Here is a 16,753-nt window from a genome sequence, read left to right as displayed (position 1 = left end):
AAGATCGCGGAAGAGGCGGGCGCGGGAGTGCCCGCGGGACGGGGGACGGGCTGATGCCGCAGGGACAGCCGAGTTCGGTGCCTGTTGACGGGTTGACGACCCGGCAGCGGCGGCACCGGCCACTGCTGATCGTCCACACCGGACAGATGAAGGGGAAGTCGACGGCGGCCTTCGGCCTGGCGTTGCGGGCCTGGACCGCCGGGCTGCCGGTCGGGGTGTTCCAGTTCGTCAAGAGCGCCAAGTGGCGGGTGGGGGAGGAGAACGCCTTCCGGGCGCTCGGCGAGGTGCACGAGCGCACCGGCCAGGGCGCGCCGGTGGCCTGGCACAAGATGGGCGAGGGCTGGTCCTGGATCCAGCGCGGCAGCGACGCCGACCACGCCGCCGACGCCCTGGAAGGGTGGCGGCAGATCCAGCGTGACCTGGCCGCCGAGCGCTACGGGCTGTACGTGCTCGACGAGTTCACCTACCCGATGAAGTGGGGCTGGGTGGACGTCGACGAGGTGGTCGCCACCCTGGCCGACCGCCCCGGCTTCCAACACGTCGTGATCACCGGTCGGGACGCCGACCCTCGCCTGGTCGCCGCCGCCGACCTGGTCGCCGAGCTGACCAAGGTCAAGCACCCGATGGACGCCGGCCAGAAGGGCCAGAAGGGCATCGAGTGGTGACCGCCCCCACCGAACCGTTGTCGCTGCCCCGGCTGGTGGTCGCCGCCCCGGCCAGCGGCCACGGCAAGACCACTGTGGCCACCGGGCTGCTCGCCGCGCTGCGCCGCCGGGGCCTGACGGTCAGCCCGCACAAGGTCGGGCCCGACTACATCGACCCCGGCTACCACGCCCTCGCCGCCGGACGACCCGGGCGCAACCTCGACCCGTTCCTGGTCGGGGCCGACCGGATCGCCCCCCTGCTGCGACACGGCGCGAGCGTCCCCACGCCCGCCGACATCGCGGTGGTCGAGGGTGTCATGGGCCTGCACGACGGTGCCGTGGGCCGCCGCGACTACGCCTCCACCGCACACGTCGCCCGGCTGATCGAGGCGCCCGTGCTGCTGGTGCTGGACACCACGGCGCAGGGCCGCTCGGCCGCCGCGCTCACCCTCGGCATGGCCGCGTTCGATCCGGCGGTACGGATCGGCGGGGTGATCCTCAACCGGGTCGGCTCACCCCGGCACGAGTCGCTGCTGCGCGACGCCCTCGCCGAGGTGGACGTACCGGTGCTCGGGGCGGTGACCCGCGCCGCCGAGGTGGCCGCGCCGGCCCGGCACCTCGGACTGGTGCCGGTCGCCGAGCGGGCGCCCGAATCAGTGGCGATCGTCACCGCGCTCGCCGAACTCGTGGAGGCCACGGTGGACCTCGACGCCGTGCTCGACCTGGCCCGGACCGCCCCGCCGCTGACCACCCCGGCGTGGGACCCGGTCGCCGCCGTCGGCGGTCCAGCCGGCGTCGAGCGGCCACGGATCGCCCTCGCCGGTGGCCCGGCCTTCACCTTCTCGTACGCGGAGACCGCCGAACTGCTCACCGCGGCCGGCGCGGAGGTCGTCACCGTCGACCCGCTGCGTGACCCGGCGCTGCCCACCGGCACCCGGGCGGTGGTGATCGGCGGCGGCTTCCCCGAGGCGTACGCCCGGACGCTGGCCGACAACACCGCGCTCCGCGCCGAGCTGGCCGACTTCGACGGCCCGATGGTGGCCGAGTGCGCCGGGCTGCTCTACCTCGGGCGCTCCCTGGACGGCGTACCGATGTGCGGTCGACTGGACCTGACCGCCCGGATGACCGACCGGCTCACCCTCGGCTACCGCGACGCCCTCGCCGTCACCGACTCCCCGGTGGCGCGCGCCGGCGAGCCGGTACGCGGTCACGAGTTCCACCGCACCACCACCGACCCGGCGCACGGCGACGCGCCGGCGTGGCGCTGGAACGACACCCGGCACGGCTTCGTCGCCGGGCGGGTGCACGCGTCCTACCTGCACACCCACTGGGCGGGCCACCCGGACGCGGCCCGCCGGCTGGTCGAGGCGTGCCGATGAGCGCCGACGTCACGCTCACCGGGGTCGGCGTCGGCCCCGGCGACCCGGAACTGCTCACCGTGAAGGCGGTGCGGGTGCTGCGCGAGGCCGACCTGGTCCTCGTACCCGTGATGGCCGACCGGGTCGCGCCCCTCGCGACCGCCGGTCCCACGCCGCCCGGCGCGGACGCCGGGCGGGCCGAGGCGACAGTGCGCTCCCACGTCGCGGCGGACCGGCTGCGCCGGCTGCCGTTCGCGCTTGACGACCGGGGCGGGGTCACCGCGCGCCGGACGGCGGCCTGGGACGACGCCGCCCGGGTGGTGGTCGAGGCGATCGACGCGGGCGCACTGTCTCTCGCGTTCGCCACCATCGGCGACCCCAACGTCTACTCCACCTTCGGTTACCTGGCCCAGAGCGTCCGCGCGCTGCGCCCGGCGGTGCGGGTGGCGACAGTGCCCGGCGTCACCGCCATGCAGGAGCTGGCGGCCCGCAGCGGCACCCCGCTCTGTGAGGGACGCGAACCACTCACCCTGCTACCGGCCACCGCGGGCCTGGGGCTCTTCGCCGACGCCCTCGCCGGGCCGGGCACCGTCGTCGCCTACAAGGGCTGGCGGCGGCACCCGGAACTGCTCGCCGAGCTGCGCCGGCAGGGCCGCCTCGCCGACGCCGTGCTCGGCCGCAGCCTGGGGCTACCCGGTGAACACGTCGGACCGGTCGACGACACCGAGCACGACCTGCCGTACCTGTCGACGCTGCTGGTTCCGGCCCGCCGCGAGCACCGAGGAGGAAAGCTGTGACCAGCGACGGCACTGTGTGGTTCGTCGGAGCCGGCCCGGGGGCGGCGGACCTGCTGACCCTACGGGCCGCCCGGGTCATCGCCGAGGCGGACATCGTGATCTGGGCGGCCAGCCTGGTGCACGCCGACGTGCTCGACCACGCCCGCCCCGGCGCGGAGATCGTCGACTCGTCGCAGCTGCCCATCGAGGGGGTGCTGCCGCTCTACCAGCGCGCCGCCGAACAGGGGCTGACAGTGGCCCGGATCCACTCCGGCGACCCGGCGCTGTGGGGCGCGGTACAGGAGCAGCTGGACGTCTGCCGGGCGCTCGGCCTGACCGTCGAGATCGTGCCCGGGGTGTCCTCGTTCACCGCCGTCGCGGCGATCGTCGGACGGGAGCTGACAGTGCCCGAGGTGGCCCAGTCGGTCATCCTCACCCGCCTCGAAGGCGGCAAGACCCCGATGCCGCCCGGCGAGCGGGTCCGCGACTTCGCCCGGCACGGCACCACAATGGCGCTGTTCCTCTCCGCCGCCCGCTCCGGGCAGGTGCAGGCCGAGCTGCTGGCCGGCGGCTACCCGGAGGACACCCCGGCCGTGGTGGCCTACCAGGCGACCTGGCCCGACGAACTCGTGGTGCGCTGCACGGTCGGCACCCTGGAGGCGACCGTCAAGCAGCACAAGCTGTGGAAGCACACCCTCTTCCTGGTCGGGCCGGCCCTCGCCGCCGAGGGCACCCGCTCGCACCTCTACCACCCGGGGCACTTCCACACCTTCCGGCGGGCCGAGCCGGCCGCCCGCGCCGAGCTGCGCCGCCAGGCCGGCGCCCGCACCGGGGGGACAGCCACACCGGGGCAGACACCATGACGTACGCCGAGCCGCCGCTGCGCGAGCCGGACCTGCCGCGTACCGCGAAGGTCCGGCCCACAGCGCTGCGCACTGGCTGGACCACCGGCGCGTGCGCGACGGCGGCGGCCAAGGCCGCCCTCACCGCGCTGGTCACCGGCACCAGCCAGCAGGAGGTGGAGATCGGGCTGCCCGCCGGACGCCGGGTGCGCTTCCCGGTGGAGCGCTGCGAGGTGACCGGCACCCCACCGGTCCGGGCCGAGGCGGTGGTGGTCAAGGACGCCGGAGACGACCCCGACGTCACCCACGGCGCCGAGCTGACCGCCACAGTGAACTGGACCGACGTGCCCGGCCTGCGGCTGGCCGGTGGCGCCGGCGTCGGCACCGTCACCAAGCCCGGCCTCGGGCTGGCGGTCGGCGGTCCGGCGATCAACGACACCCCCCGCCGGATGATCGGCGAGGCGGTGGCCGAGGTGGTCGACCTCAGCGAGGTCGGAGTCCGGGTGGTGATCAGCGTGCCCCGGGGCGAGATCATGGCCCGCAAGACCACCAACCGGCGGCTCGGCATCCTCGGCGGCATCTCGATCCTCGGCACCACCGGGATCGTCCGCCCGTTCTCCACCGCGTCGTGGCGCGCCAGCGTCGTCCAGGCCGTGCACGTGATGGCCGCCCAGGGCGAACCGACGGTGGTGCTCTGCACCGGCGGGCGTACCGAGCGGGCCGCCCGCGCGCTCCTGCCCGACCTGCCCGAGGTCTGCTTCGTCGAGGTCGGCGACTTCACCGGGGCCGCGGTGACCGCCGCCGTGGGTGACGCCATGACCGGGGTGGTCTTCGTCGGCATGGCCGGCAAGCTCGCCAAACTCGCCGCCGGCATCCTGATGACCCACTACACCCGCTCGAAGGTGGACCTGTCCCTGCTCGGCGCGGTGACCGCCGAGGCCGGCGGCGACCCGTCGCTCGTCGCCGCCGTGACCGAGGCGAACACCGGGCGGCACGCGTACGAGCTGTGGGAGGCCGCCGGGCTGCTCGCCCCTGCCGGCGACCTGCTCTGCCAGCGGGTCCGCCAGGTGCTGCGGCGCTTCGCCGGGCCGACTGTGACAGTGGACGTGGCGATGGTCGACTTCGCCGGAGCGCACGTCGTCGCCTCGTCCGGCCGGTGGCCCCGATGACGCTGATGACGTCGGAGGCCCCGATGACCGCCGTGACAGTGGTCGGACTGGACGCGACGGGCGCACCTGCGCACCCCGCGCTCGCCCCGGTGCTGGCCACCGCCGGGCTGCTGGTCGGGGCCGCCCGGCACCTGGCCGCGGTGCCCGTACCGGCCGGCACGGACACCGTCACCCTCGGGCCGCTCGCTCCCGCCCTGCGCCGCCTCGCCGAGGCCGTCGACGCCGGGGTGCCGGCAGTGGTGCTGGCCAGCGGCGACCCCGGCCTGTTCGGCATCGTCCGGCGGCTGCGCGCGGCCGGGCTGCCGCTGCGGGTGGTACCGGCGGTGTCCAGTGTGGCCGCCGCGTTCGCCCGCGCCGGGCTGCCCTGGGACGGTGCCGCAGTGGTCAGCGCCCACGGGCGCGACCCCCGAGCCGCAGTGAACGCCTGCCGGGCGCTGCCACTGGTCGCGGTGCTCACCGCGCCCGGCGCCGGTGCGGCCGAACTGGGCGCCGCCCTGGTCGGCTGGTCCCGCCGCCTGCTGGTCGCCGAGCACCTGGGCGCCGCCGCCGAACGGATCCGCGCGGTGAGCCCCGAGCAGGCCGCCGTCGAGACCTGGGCCGACCCGCACGTCCTGCTCAGCCTCGCCGACAGCGCACCCGGCGGGCCCACCCCCGCCGACACCCCGCCCGCCGGCGCCCCAACCGATCGGGGCACGGCCGGCGGGATGCGCGCCGACAACCAACCCGCCGCCGCGCCGGCCGGTGGCTGGGCGCTGCCGGAGGACCGGTACGCCCACCGCGACTCCATGATCACGAAGTCGGAGGTGCGCGCCCTCGTCGTCGCCCGGCTGCGCCCCCGACTCGGCCGGCTGATCTGGGACATCGGGGCGGGCAGCGGCTCGGTCGGCATCGAGTGCGCGCTGCTCGGCGCGGCCGTGCTCGCCGTCGAGCAGGACCCCGTGGCCGGCGCGACAGTCCAGGCCAACGCCGCGGCGCACGCAGTGCACGTCCGGCTGGTCACCGGACGTGCCCCGGCGGCGCTGACCGACCTCCCCGAACCCGACGCGGTCTTCGTCGGCGGTGGCGGTGTCGACGTCCTCACCGCCGTGGTGGCCCGCCAACCCGAGCGGGTGGTGCTCACCCTCGCCGCACTGGACCGGGTCGCACCGGCAGTGGGTCTGCTGCGCGCCGCCGGCTACACGGTCGAGGGCAGCCAGCTCTCCGCCGCCCGCCTCGCCGACCTGCCCGGCGGGTCGATCCGCCTCGCGGCCACCAACCCGGTGGTCGTCCTCACCGGGGAGCGCCAGTGACCGACCAGAACCCACCCGCCCGGATCGGCCTGGTGGCGGCCACCGCCGCCGGCCGCCGGCACGCTGACACAGTGACCGCCGCCTGGCCCCACGCCCGGCTGGTGCAGGGGCAGAGCGTCGCCGACGCGCTGCGGACCGCCTGGGCCGAATGCGACGCGGTCATCGCGTTCCTGGCCACCGGGGCGGTGGTGCGGATCGTCGCGCCGCTGCTCGACGACAAGCGCACCGACCCGGCGGTGGTGGTCGTCGACGAGGCGGCCCGGCACGCTGTGGCACTGCTCGGCGGACACGCCGGCGGGGGCAACGCCCTCGCCGAGCAGGTCGCCGCCCTGCTGGACGCCCGACCGGTGATCACCACCGCCACCGACGCTGTCGACCTGCCGGGGCTGGACACCCTCGGCTGGCCCGTCCAGGGCGCGGTAGCCGCCGTGTCCCGGGCCATCCTGGACGGCGAGCCGGTCCGGCTGATCGCCGACGCCGACTGGCCACTGCCCGCCCTACCCCCGAACGTGCGCGCCGGCGACGAAAACCCGACCGACGACGGGTACCGGCTGCTGGTCACCGACCGGGTCGTGTCACCCGACGAGCGAACCGCGGTGCTGCGGCCGCCGTCGCTGGTCGTCGGCGTGGGCGCGAGTCGGGGCGTGCCCGCCGCCGAGGTGGCGGAGCTGCTGCACCGGGTGCTGGCCGAGGCCGGCCTCGACCCGGCGAGCCTGCGCTGCCTGGCCACCGCCGACATCAAAGCCGACGAGGCGGGCATCCGCAGCACCGTCGACGCGCTCGGCGTACCCCTGGTGACCTGGCCGGCGGCGCGGCTGGCGGCGGTCGACGTGCCGCACCCCAGCGAGGTGGTCCGGGCCGCTGTCGGCACACCGAGCGTGGCGGAGGCCGCGGCCCTGCTCGGCCCGGACGGCCGGGCCGACGACGCGACGCTGCTGGTGGGCAAGACCGCGACGGCGATGGCCACCGTCGCGGTGGCCCGGCACGCCCCACGCGGCCGGCTGGCCGTCGTCGGCCTCGGGCCGGGCGCCGCCGACCTGCGCACCCCCCGCGCGGTGGCGGAGCTACGTCGCGCCGCCGTGGTGGTCGGCCTCGACCAGTACCTGGAGCAGGTCCGCGACGTGCTCCGCCCCGGCACCCGGGTGCTCTCCAGCGGGCTGGGCGCGGAGGAGGCGCGGGCCCGCGCCGCCGTCGCCGAGGCCGCCGCCGGCCGGGCGGTCGCGCTGATCGGCTCCGGCGACGCCGGGGTGTACGCGATGGCCAGCCCCGCCCTGGAGTACGCCGACGAGCGGATCGACGTGGTCGGCGTGCCCGGCGTCACCGCCGCCCTCGCCGCCGGGGCGCTGCTCGGCGCGCCGCTCGGGCACGACCACGCCTACGTGAGCCTGTCCGATCTGCACACCCCGTGGGACGTCATCGAGCGGCGGGTGACCGCCGCCGCCGAGGGCGACTTCGTGACGCTCTTCTACAACCCGCGCAGCCGGGCCCGCGACTGGCAACTCGGCAAGGCGCTCGGCATCCTCGCCGCGCACCGGTCACCGGACACCCCGGTGGGCGTGGTGCGCAACGCCAGCCGCCCCGGCGAACGGGTGCACCTCGCCACGGTGGCCACACTCGACCCGGCCATCGTCGACATGTACAGCGTCGTGGTCGTCGGCAACAGCGACACGCGGCTGGTCGCCGGCCGGATGGTCACACCCCGGGGGTACCGGTGGCGTTCGTGACGATCGACGCCTGCCAGGGCTGCGGCGCCTGCCTGCTCACCTGCCCCACGCACGCGATCCGACCGGTCGCCGGTGGCCTGACGGTCCGATCCGACCGGTGCACCGGCTGCCTTGAGTGCCTGGAGATCTGCCCGGTCGATGCCATCCGCGTCGTCGAGCCCGACCCCTGTGAAGGAGCCCGATGAGCCGGGTGGTGCACCCCATCGAGGTCGAGTCGTACCGCATCCTGCGCGAGCGCGTCGACCTGTCGCACCTGCCGCCGCTGACCCGCGCGGTGACCGAGCGGGTGGTGCACGCCAGCGCCGACCTCGCGTACGTCGACGAGCTGGTGTGCGACGAGGCCGCCCTGGAGTCGGGGCTGACGGCGCTGCGCGCCGGGGCGCCAGTGGTCACCGACGTGGCGATGGTCGCCGCCGGCATCACCCGGGCCGGCCTGGAACTGGTCTGCCCGGTCGCCGAGCCGGCCGCCGCCGCGCTGGGCCGCTCGGCCGGGATCACCCGCTCGGCGGCGGCCGTCCGGATCGCCCTGGAGCGGGTCGGGCCCGCAGCGGTCTGGGTGGTCGGCTGCGCGCCCACCGCGCTTGTCGAACTGCTCGCCCTGGACGCCGCACCGGCGCTCGTGGTCGGCCTGCCGGTCGGCTTCGTCGGCGCCGCCGAGTCGAAGGCGGCGCTGCGGGCCAGCGGCCTGCCCGCCGTGTCCAACGTGGGGGAGAAGGGCGGCTCGGCGGTCGCCGCCGCCGCCCTCAACGCCCTGCTCTACGTCGAGGAGAAGTCATGACCGGGTTGGTCATCGTCGGGCACGGTACGCGCAGCGCGGCCGGGGTCGAACAGTTCGCCGCTCTCGTCGAGCGGGTCCGCGGTCGCGGTGACATCGGCGACGTCGAGGGCGGCTTCATCGAGCTGTCCCGCCCACCGCTGACCGACGCGGTCGGCGCTCTCGTCGCCCGGGGGCACCGGGCGCTGGTGGCGCTGCCGCTGGTGCTCACCGGCGCCGGTCACGGCAAGGGCGACATCCCCGCCGCGATGGCCCGGGAGCAGCAGCGCCATCCCGGGCTGAGCTACCGCTACGGCCGTCCGCTCGGCCCTCACCCGCTGCTGCACGAAGCCCTCGAACAGCGCATCGACGCCGCGCTGGCTGGTGCCGACCGGGCCGACACGTGGGTGGCGTTGATCGGGCGGGGGTCCACCGACCCGGACGCCAACGCCGAGGTCGCCAAGGTCGCCCGGCTGCTCTGGGAGGGACGCGGCTACGCGGGCGTGGAACCGGGGTTCATCTCCCTGGCGTCTCCGTCGGTGCCGGCCGTGCTGGAGCGGCTGCGCCGCCTCGGCGCGCGGCGGATCGTGGTGGCGCCGTACTTCCTGTTCGCCGGGGTGCTGCCGGACCGGATCGTGGCCCAGTCGGCGGAGTTCGCCGCCGCCCACCCCGACCTGGACGTCCGGGTCGCCGAGGTGATCGGCGACTGTGACGCGCTCGCGGATCTGGTGCTCGAACGCCACGCCGAGGCGCTGGGCGGTGACATCCGGATGAACTGCGACACCTGCGCGTACCGGGTGTTGATGCCCGGCTTCGCCGACAAGGTGGGTCGCCCGCAACGCCCGCACGACCACCCCGACGACCCGGTCGGCCATCACCACCACCACGGGCACGACCACCACGACCACAACCACGACCACGGGCACGACCACGGATCGGTGGCCGTGGTGGGCGGCGGGCCGGGGCCCGACGACCTGATCACGGTACGCGGAAAGGCGCTGCTCGACGCCGCGGACGTCGTTGTGGTCGACCGACTCGCCCCGCAGGGGCTGCTCGCCGGGCTGCGCCCCGACGTGCTGGTGATCGACGCCGCGAAGGTGCCCCGTGGCCCGTCGATGGCCCAGGAGGCGATCAACGAGGCGCTGGTGTCGCACGCCCGCGCCGGTCGCCGGGTGGTCCGGCTCAAGGGTGGTGACCCGTACGTCTTCGGGCGCGGTCACGAGGAGGTGCAGGCCTGCACGGCGGCCGGTGTGCCGGTGACCGTGGTCCCCGGGGTGAGCAGCGCGCTCGCCGCACCGGCCCTCGCCGGCGTGCCGGTGACGCACCGGGGGGTGGCGCACGATGTCACAGTCGTGTCCGGGCACCTGCCGCCCGGGCACCCCGACTCGCTTGTCGACTGGGCGGCGCTGGCGCGGGCCCGGGGCACCCTCGTGCTGCTGATGGCCGTCGACACCATCGCCAAGATCGCGGCTGTGCTGATCGAGCACGGCCGCGCCCCGCAGACCCCGGTGCTGGCCGTGCAGGACGCCGGGCTGCCCGACCAGCGGTCCCTGCCCGCGCGGCTGGACGAGATCGGCGCGGTCGCCGCCCGGGAGGGCGTCGGCCCGCCCGCCGTCTTCGTCCTCGGCCCGGTGGTGGCCCTTCCCACCACCGGGCCCACGGGATGACTACTCGCTGCGGGCGGTCTCCGGCCCGGTGATGCGCTCCAGCAGCGGCAGGGTGGAGGCGATGACGCCGAGGCAGGCTGCCAAGCCGATCACGACGATCACGTAGAAGCCCGGCTGCGGCGCGACGAGGGTGTAGTCCATCTGCGCCCGTAGGAACAGGTGGGCGGCGAGGAGGCCCATGCCGATGGCGACGGCGGCGACGGCGAGCATCGGCACGGCGCTCTCCAACGCCACCACCCGACGCAGGACCCGCACCGGCGCCCCGCTGAGGCGCAGCAGGCTGAACGGGCGTCGGCGTTCGGTGAGACCACCGATGACGCTGACCGCGAGGCTGCACCCACCGAGCGCGAGGCTGGCGATGATGATGACGTTGGCCAGTTGCTCCCAGCCGCGCAGCGTGTTCGCGAAGTCCGACTCGAAGTCACCCGGCACGTTCGGCCCCACCCAGAAGGTGGGGAAGGCGACCTCCAGCACGGTACGGGTGCGCTCGACGGCGGCGGCGGAGCCGTCGGTGCCGACGACCATCGCCCCGACGGGTAGCCGTTGGAGTTCGTCGAGGGTGAGCGACGCGGCGGGCCAGACCGTCGCGGGCGACGCCGACTCCCGCCAGCGGCTGAGGCCGAACGGCACCTCGATGACGCTCGCGCCGTCGGCACACCGCCCGTACGCGCTCGGCAGGTCGGTGCACGCCATCACCCCGACCTCACCGCCGTCCGTCAAGGTCGGGTTCTCGCGGATGGCGGTCGCGGACCGCACTCCGGGGATCGCCCGCAGCTCGGCGAAGAGCGGGTCGGGCACCGTCGGCACCTTCTCGTCGAAGACGGTGGTCACAGTGCCCGCGTCGGTCGAACCGGTGGGCGCCGGGCCGCGGTTGGCGACGATCGTGGTGATCACGCCGACGGACACGCTCGTGACGAAGAGCGCGAGCATGATGCCGCTGATCGCCCGGAAGCCGGCCTTCGGATTGTCGGCGAGGCGTCGCGCGGCGATGAGCGTGGCCGGGCGGTTGGCGTACCGGGCCATCACCCGGGCGCCGACCATCGTCAACCACGGGCCGGCGAAGATCAGGCCGGCCATGATGAGCAGCAGGCCGGTCAGGAACACCGCCGCCTGGCCGTCGGACGTCTCGGGCCGGAAGCCGATGGCGAAGAACAGCACGGCGACGCCGAGCACCATCGGAATCAGCCGGTACGCGCGCGGCGCCCGGGGGGTGACCCGCCGGGTGACGCCCAGCGGCGAGATCCGGACCCGGCGCAGCGAGACCTGGGCGGCCAGCGCCGCGCCGGCCGGGACGCCGAGCGCCACCAGCAGGACGTCCAGCACGCCCAGGGACATGTCACTGGGGAAGAACGGCATGCCGGTGAACGGGATGCCCGCGAGCGGGTCGCGGAAGGCGTAGAACAGGCCGAAGCCGACGGCGGTGCCGGCAATGGCGGCGGCGGCTGCCTCCACCGCGGCGACCATCGAGATCTGCCGGGGGGTCGCGCCGACCAGGCGCATCGCGGCGAAGCGTTGCTCCCGGCGGGCGGCGCTGAGCCGGGTGGCGGTGCCGATGAAGATCAGCACCGGGAACAGCAGCCCACCGGCGATCACGCCCAGGATCAGGTTCACAGTGGCCTCGGGCAGGGCGGGGGCGTCGCCGACGCTGGTGACCTGCTGCGCGTTGGGCAGTGTGGCGACCTGGTCGGGGGTGCCACCCGCGATGACCAGCAGGGTGTCCGGCGAGGTCAGCGCGGCCGGGCCAACGGTGCCGAGGTCACGCCCCGGGTAGCGGTCGCCCAGTTGGTCGGCCGGGTGGGCGGCCAGCAGGTCACGAAACGCTGGCGAGGCGTAGTACTCGCCGGGGCCCGGTGTGCTGGGGATGCCGACCGGGGTGGGAGCGGTCGAGCCGGTCGCGGCGACGTCGATCCGAATGATCTGCTCACCGTGGAAGAAGTCCTGTCGATTCGACCACCACAGCGGGTCGACGTCGCCGGCCGAGGCCTGCGGATACATCGACGCGTACCGGGTGAGCTGGGTGTTGACAGCGTTGACCCCGGCGAGAGTGGTCAGCAGCAGCCCGCTGCCGACAGCGACGGCGGCGGCGATGACGATCAGGCGGGTGAGCGCCTCACGGCCGCCGGCCACGGCGAGGCGGAGCCCGAAGCGGATCACGAGGCGATCCGGTCCGGCGCGTTCACGCGCCCGTCGCGGACCATTACCTCGCGGTCGGCGTACGCCGCGATCCTCGGCTCGTGGGTGACCAGGATGACAGTGGTGCCCTGCTCGCGGGCGGCACCGACCAGCAGGTCCATCACCTGCTCGCCGGTGAGCGAGTCCAGCGCGCCGGTCGGCTCGTCGGCGAAGAGCACCTGCGGCTCGGCGACCAGGCCGCGGGCCAGGGCGACGCGTTGCGCCTGCCCGCCGGAGAGCTCACCCGAGCGCCGCTGCTCCAGGCCGTCCAGCCCGAGGCGCGCGAACCAGGCTCGCGCCCTGGGCAGTGCCTGTTTGCGGTGTACGCCGCTGAGCAGCAGCGGCAGCGCGACGTTCTCCACAGCGGTCAGCTCGGGGACGAGTTGACCGAACTGGAACACGAAACCGAACCGGTCCCGGCGCAGGCTGCTGCGTTCGGTCTCGGCCATGGCGTGCACCCGGGCCCCGTCGAAGAGGATCTCGCCGGCGTGGGGCACCAGGATGCCGGCCAGGCAGTGCAACAGGGTGGACTTGCCCGAGCCGCTGGGGCCCATGACGGCGAGGACCTCGCCGGCCTCCACGGCGACGCTCGCGCCGCGCAGGGCGGGCGTCTGACCGAAGGAGAACTCCACGTCGCGCGCTTCGATCACGACGCTCACGGCCGCACCTCTTTCCGCAGGGCGTCCAGGCGGGCGCCGGTCATCTCGATCCATCGGAGGTCCGCCTCCAGGTGGTAGAGGCCGTGGTCGGCGAGCAGCGCGTCGACAAGGCTGCCGGCGCGCTTGATCTCGGTCAGCTCACGCATCCGGTGCAGGTGCGCGCTGCGCTGGGTGTCGAGGTACTCGGCGGCCGGGCGGTCCAGCATCAGCGCGAGCACGACCTTGGCGAAGAGCACCGTCTGCAGGTGCGGTTCCGGGTCGACCGGTTGGGTCAGCCACTGCTCGACCTCGGTCGCGCCGACGTCGGTGATGATGTAGCGCTTGCGGTCGGGGCCGGAGCCGGGAGCGACGTCGCTGATCACCACCTTGCCGTCGCGGGCCAGTCGGCTGAGGGTGGAGTAGACCTGGCCGAAGGGCAGGGGCTTGCCCCGGCCGAAGAAGGCGTCGTAGTCGCGCTTCAGGTCGTAACCGTGGCTGGGTTCGCGTTCGAGGAGTCCGAGAAGGGTCAGTGGCACGCTCATGCCAGCAGACTACACCGAGGGTATACCTTGCGTATATACCCTCGGTGTGTTGGGGATCGGCCCTGGTGCGGGCGTTGCGGGGAGGGAACCGGGTGCGGCGCGGCTGGGGGCGGCGGTCAGCCGGTCAGGGCGCGGGCCACCGCGTAGCCGGCGCTGGCCGCGGCGACCCCGGCGGCCACGCTGCCGAGCACGTTGGCCAGCGCGACGAGACGGTAACCGTCAGTGGTCAGCCGCAGCGTCTCGTAGCTGAAGGTGGAGTAGGTGGTCAGCGCGCCGCAGAACCCGGTGCCGAGCAGTGCGCTGACCGCCGGACCGGCCGGCCACCCGACCAGGAAGCCGAGCAGCAGCGACCCGGCCACGTTGACCAGCAGCGTCCCCCAGGGGAACGCCGAGCCGTGCCGGGACTGCACGGCCCGGTCGGTGAGGTAGCGCAGCGGCGCGCCGACGGCCGCGCCCAGGGCGATGAGCAGCGCGGTCACCGGGTCACCCGACCCAGCAGGCCGGCGGTGACGGCGTCACCCACGGCGACGGCGACGAGCGCACCGAGCACCGTCGCGGCGAGGTACGCCAGGGCGGTGCCCGGTGCGCCCACCACGATCGCCTGCTGGACGTCGACAGCGTAGGTGGAGAAGGTGGTGAAACCGCCGAGCACCCCGACCCCTAGGAACGGGCGAGCCAGCGGCGGGCCGCCGTCGAGGTGCCCGAGCACCGCCATCAGCACGCCGATCAGCAGGCAGCCGGACGTGTTGACGATGAAGGTGGCCCAACCGAAGCCGGTCGGTGGGTGCGGAACGGCGTGTTGCAGGCCGGCGCGGGCCAGCGCGCCGAGCACCCCGCCGGCCGCGATCGCGGCGAGGATCGTCGTGGGACGCGCGGTCAGCTCGCGGCGGTCGGCGGGGACGCGCAGGTCGACGTCGGGGTCGGTACGCGGCTCGTACGGCTCTGGCACGGCTCCTCAGCGTAGTGCCGGCGACGGCGGCGTCAGCGCACAGCCGCCACGGCGGCGTCCGGGCCGCCTCGCCAGACCGTGCCGACCTCGCTGAAGCCGGCCGCGGTGAGCGCGGCCAGGTGCCAGGAGATTGGCGGGGTCCAATCGGGGCTGTGTCCGGTCGGGTAGATCTCGTGTCGCTGGGCGACCAGCGGGGCGAGCGCCGGGTCGGCGCCGGCCCGCTGCCACCAGTCCGACCAGGACAGCATCGAGCCGGCGGCGTACCGGGCGTTGCGCCGGTCCCGGGCCCGGTCCATCAGCCGCTTGGTCAGCTCCGGCACTGTGTCGTCGGGCATGTGGTCGGCGTTGACGAAGACCCCGCCCGGTCGCAGCACGTCACGCAGCTCGGCGTAGAGCTGCCCGAGCCGGTCGGCCGGCAGCCAGTGCAGGGCGGTGGCGGTGAGCACGGCGTCGTACTCCTGGTGGGGGAGCGTGGAGCGCCACTCGGGGGTGCCGAGGTCGGCCGTGATGATGGTGGCCCGGTCGGCCAACGAGGCGGCGGCGATGGCGAGCAGCGCCGGGTCGAGGTCGACCAGTGTCGGCTCGGCGGCGGGGAAGCGAGCGAGGGTCCGCAGCGAGATGGTGCCGGTGCCGCCGGCCAGGTCGAGCACGCGCGGCGGCCGGCCGTCGAGGACCGCGTCGACGGTGTCGAGCATTGCGGTGAACCGGTGTTCCCGGTCCGGGAGGTAGGCCTCCTGTTGACGGTCCCAGCTCTCCTGCCAGGCCCAGGGATCCACAATGTAAGGACTCATGGTGATCAGGCTAGTTACCGCACGAGGACGTTGTCCAGACCTTGTTGCACATCTTTTGCAATTGCGAGAACATGGCAGGGCGATGATCAGAGCGAAGCCGGGCCGGGCATCCGCCCGGCCCGGCGTCCTCCTCCCGGCGAGGTCAGACCGGGGCGTCCACCAGGCTTGCTTCGCCCCGGGCCGGCTCGTCGCGGCGGGCCAGCCGCAGCGCGCCGAGGAGCACGCCCAGACCGATGAGGGTGAGTGCGGCGCCGGCCCAGATCGGCGAGGTGTAGCCGAGCCCGGCGGCGATGGTCACCCCGCCGATCCACGCGCCCAGCGCGTTGCCGAGGTTGAACGCGGCGATGTTCGCCCCGGACGCCAGGGTCGGCGCCTGGTGGGCGTACCGCATGATCCGCATTTGCAGTGGCGGCACCGTGGCGAAGCCGAACCCACCCATCAGCACCAGTGCGACGATGGTCAGCACCGGATTGGTGGCGGTCAGCGCGAAGCCGACGAGCACCACCGTGAGCACCGCCAGGACGGTGACCAGCGTGCGCGACAGGGACCGGTCCGCCGCCCGGCCGCCGAGCAGGTTGCCCGCGAAGAGCCCCACGCCGAAGAGGACGAGCAGCCACGGCACGGTGCTGGTGGCGAAGCCGCTGACCTCGGTCAGCGTGTAGGCGATGTAGGTGAATGCGCCGAACATCCCACCGAAGCCCAGGACGGTGATCACCAGGGAGAGCCAGACCTGCGGGTGGGTGAAGGCGCCCAACTCGCCGCGCAGCCCACCGGCCGGGCGGTCGGCGGTGGCGGTGGCGCCCGCCGGGATCAGCAGGGCCAGCCCGATCAGGGCGACCACCCCGATGGCGGTGATCGCCCAGAACGTCGACCGCCAGCCGAAGTGCTGCCCGAGGAAGGTGCCGAACGGCACGCCGAGCACGTTGGCGATGGTCAGGCCCGCGAACATCATGGCGATGGCGCCCGCCCGGCGGGCCGGTGCGACCAGGCCGGCGGCGACCACGGCGCCGATGCCGAAGAACGCGCCGTGGCAGAGCGCGGCGACGATCCGACCGGCCATCATCACTGCGTAGTCGCCGGCGACGGCGGAGAGCAGGTTGCCGATGATGAAGAGCACCATCAGGCCGAGCAGCACCGGTTTGCGCGGCAGTCGGGTGACGGCCGCGGTGAGGGCGACCCCGCCGACCGCCACGCTGAGCGCGTAGCCGGAGATCAACCAGCCGGCCACCGACTCGGTGACCGCGAAGTCGGCGGCCACCTCGGGCAGCAGACCCATGATCACGAACTCGGTGAGCCCGATGCCGAAGGCGCCGATGGCCAGCGCGATCAGGCCGGGCGGCAGGGACTTGGGGCGTACGGACATGGTCTTCCCATCGGGAGAGGGCATTTGTGCGGCGCTTGCAACTACGCGCGCCAGCAAGGAAATACTTGCACGCGC

General features: G+C 74.5%; 17 protein-coding genes. 10 read left to right on the top strand and 7 right to left on the bottom strand.

From position 1 onward, the window contains the following. Positions 1-53: 53 nt before the first annotated feature. From cobO to cobA, 10 genes are read left to right on the top strand one after another with little or no spacing between them, the layout of a single operon-like run. The gene (gene cobO / locus AB0B94_RS21635; RefSeq protein ID WP_238670664.1) at positions 54-665 is read left to right on the top strand and encodes a cob(I)yrinic acid a,c-diamide adenosyltransferase; all 612 of its coding nucleotides are present in this window, start codon (positions 54-56) and stop codon (positions 663-665) included. Next, complete coding sequence (locus AB0B94_RS21630) at positions 662-2,023, top strand: cobyrinate a,c-diamide synthase (RefSeq protein WP_357282763.1); 1,362 nt, start codon at positions 662-664, stop codon at positions 2,021-2,023. Before cobO ends, AB0B94_RS21630 begins: the two co-directional genes overlap by 4 nt. After that, on the top strand, positions 2,020-2,799 hold the full coding sequence (gene cobI, locus AB0B94_RS21625; protein WP_357282760.1) for a precorrin-2 C(20)-methyltransferase: 780 nt from the start codon (positions 2,020-2,022) through the stop codon (positions 2,797-2,799). Before AB0B94_RS21630 ends, cobI begins: the two co-directional genes overlap by 4 nt. Further along, positions 2,796-3,641 (top strand): precorrin-4 C(11)-methyltransferase, encoded by an 846-nt coding sequence (gene cobM, locus AB0B94_RS21620; RefSeq protein WP_357282758.1) that lies wholly within the window; start codon positions 2,796-2,798, stop codon positions 3,639-3,641. Before cobI ends, cobM begins: the two co-directional genes overlap by 4 nt. Then, the gene (locus AB0B94_RS21615) at positions 3,638-4,789 is read left to right on the top strand and encodes a cobalt-precorrin-5B (C(1))-methyltransferase (RefSeq protein WP_357282756.1); all 1,152 of its coding nucleotides are present in this window, start codon (positions 3,638-3,640) and stop codon (positions 4,787-4,789) included. The genes cobM and AB0B94_RS21615 overlap by 4 nt, the downstream gene beginning before the upstream one ends. Next, positions 4,786-6,078 carry a precorrin-6y C5,15-methyltransferase (decarboxylating) subunit CbiE gene (cbiE, locus tag AB0B94_RS21610; protein ID WP_357282753.1) on the top strand — a complete coding sequence of 431 codons (1,293 nt, stop codon included), beginning with the start codon at positions 4,786-4,788 and terminating at the stop codon, positions 6,076-6,078. Before AB0B94_RS21615 ends, cbiE begins: the two co-directional genes overlap by 4 nt. Then, positions 6,075-7,802 (top strand): precorrin-3B C(17)-methyltransferase, encoded by a 1,728-nt coding sequence (cobJ, locus tag AB0B94_RS21605; RefSeq protein ID WP_357282751.1) that lies wholly within the window; start codon positions 6,075-6,077, stop codon positions 7,800-7,802. Before cbiE ends, cobJ begins: the two co-directional genes overlap by 4 nt. Beyond that, the gene (locus tag AB0B94_RS21600; protein ID WP_238670670.1) at positions 7,790-7,987 is read left to right on the top strand and encodes a 4Fe-4S binding protein; all 198 of its coding nucleotides are present in this window, start codon (positions 7,790-7,792) and stop codon (positions 7,985-7,987) included. Before cobJ ends, AB0B94_RS21600 begins: the two co-directional genes overlap by 13 nt. Then, positions 7,984-8,580, top strand: a complete 597-nt coding sequence (locus tag AB0B94_RS21595; protein ID WP_357282747.1) for a precorrin-8X methylmutase — start codon at positions 7,984-7,986, stop codon at positions 8,578-8,580. Before AB0B94_RS21600 ends, AB0B94_RS21595 begins: the two co-directional genes overlap by 4 nt. Beyond that, complete coding sequence (gene cobA / locus AB0B94_RS21590) at positions 8,577-10,223, top strand: uroporphyrinogen-III C-methyltransferase (RefSeq protein WP_357282745.1); 1,647 nt, start codon at positions 8,577-8,579, stop codon at positions 10,221-10,223. The genes AB0B94_RS21595 and cobA overlap by 4 nt, the downstream gene beginning before the upstream one ends. Here cobA and AB0B94_RS21585 read toward each other — a convergent pair whose 3' ends face one another. From AB0B94_RS21585 to AB0B94_RS21555, 7 genes are all read right to left on the bottom strand, one after another. Beyond that, a complete protein-coding gene (locus AB0B94_RS21585; protein ID WP_357282743.1) occupies positions 10,224-12,377 on the bottom strand; it encodes an FtsX-like permease family protein in 2,154 nt (717 codons plus the stop codon). After that, positions 12,374-13,054 (bottom strand): ABC transporter ATP-binding protein, encoded by a 681-nt coding sequence (locus AB0B94_RS21580; RefSeq protein ID WP_357282740.1) that lies wholly within the window; start codon positions 13,052-13,054, stop codon positions 12,374-12,376. Before AB0B94_RS21580 ends, AB0B94_RS21585 begins: the two co-directional genes overlap by 4 nt. Then, positions 13,051-13,575 carry a PadR family transcriptional regulator gene (locus tag AB0B94_RS21575; RefSeq protein WP_091398392.1) on the bottom strand — a complete coding sequence of 175 codons (525 nt, stop codon included), beginning with the start codon at positions 13,573-13,575 and terminating at the stop codon, positions 13,051-13,053. Before AB0B94_RS21575 ends, AB0B94_RS21580 begins: the two co-directional genes overlap by 4 nt. Before the next feature lie 116 nt (positions 13,576-13,691). Further along, positions 13,692-14,054 carry a fluoride efflux transporter CrcB gene (crcB, locus tag AB0B94_RS21570; RefSeq protein WP_357282737.1) on the bottom strand — a complete coding sequence of 121 codons (363 nt, stop codon included), beginning with the start codon at positions 14,052-14,054 and terminating at the stop codon, positions 13,692-13,694. After that, on the bottom strand, positions 14,051-14,524 hold the full coding sequence (locus tag AB0B94_RS21565; RefSeq protein ID WP_357282735.1) for a CrcB family protein: 474 nt from the start codon (positions 14,522-14,524) through the stop codon (positions 14,051-14,053). The genes crcB and AB0B94_RS21565 overlap by 4 nt, the downstream gene beginning before the upstream one ends. A gap of 32 nt (positions 14,525-14,556) precedes the next feature. Further along, positions 14,557-15,315, bottom strand: coding sequence for a class I SAM-dependent methyltransferase (locus AB0B94_RS21560; RefSeq protein WP_357282733.1), 759 nt, complete (start codon positions 15,313-15,315; stop codon positions 14,557-14,559). A gap of 142 nt (positions 15,316-15,457) precedes the next feature. After that, on the bottom strand, positions 15,458-16,678 hold the full coding sequence (locus AB0B94_RS21555; RefSeq protein ID WP_357282729.1) for an MFS transporter: 1,221 nt from the start codon (positions 16,676-16,678) through the stop codon (positions 15,458-15,460). Between the last annotated feature and the right edge of the window lie 75 nt (positions 16,679-16,753).

Source organism: Micromonospora sp. NPDC048986, from assembly GCF_040649335.1.
In the GTDB taxonomy this organism is placed as follows: Bacteria; Actinomycetota; Actinomycetes; order Mycobacteriales; family Micromonosporaceae; genus Micromonospora; species Micromonospora alfalfae.
The sequence above is the reverse complement of the archived record's forward strand: the minus strand, read 5'-3'. Positions and strand labels throughout refer to the sequence as shown.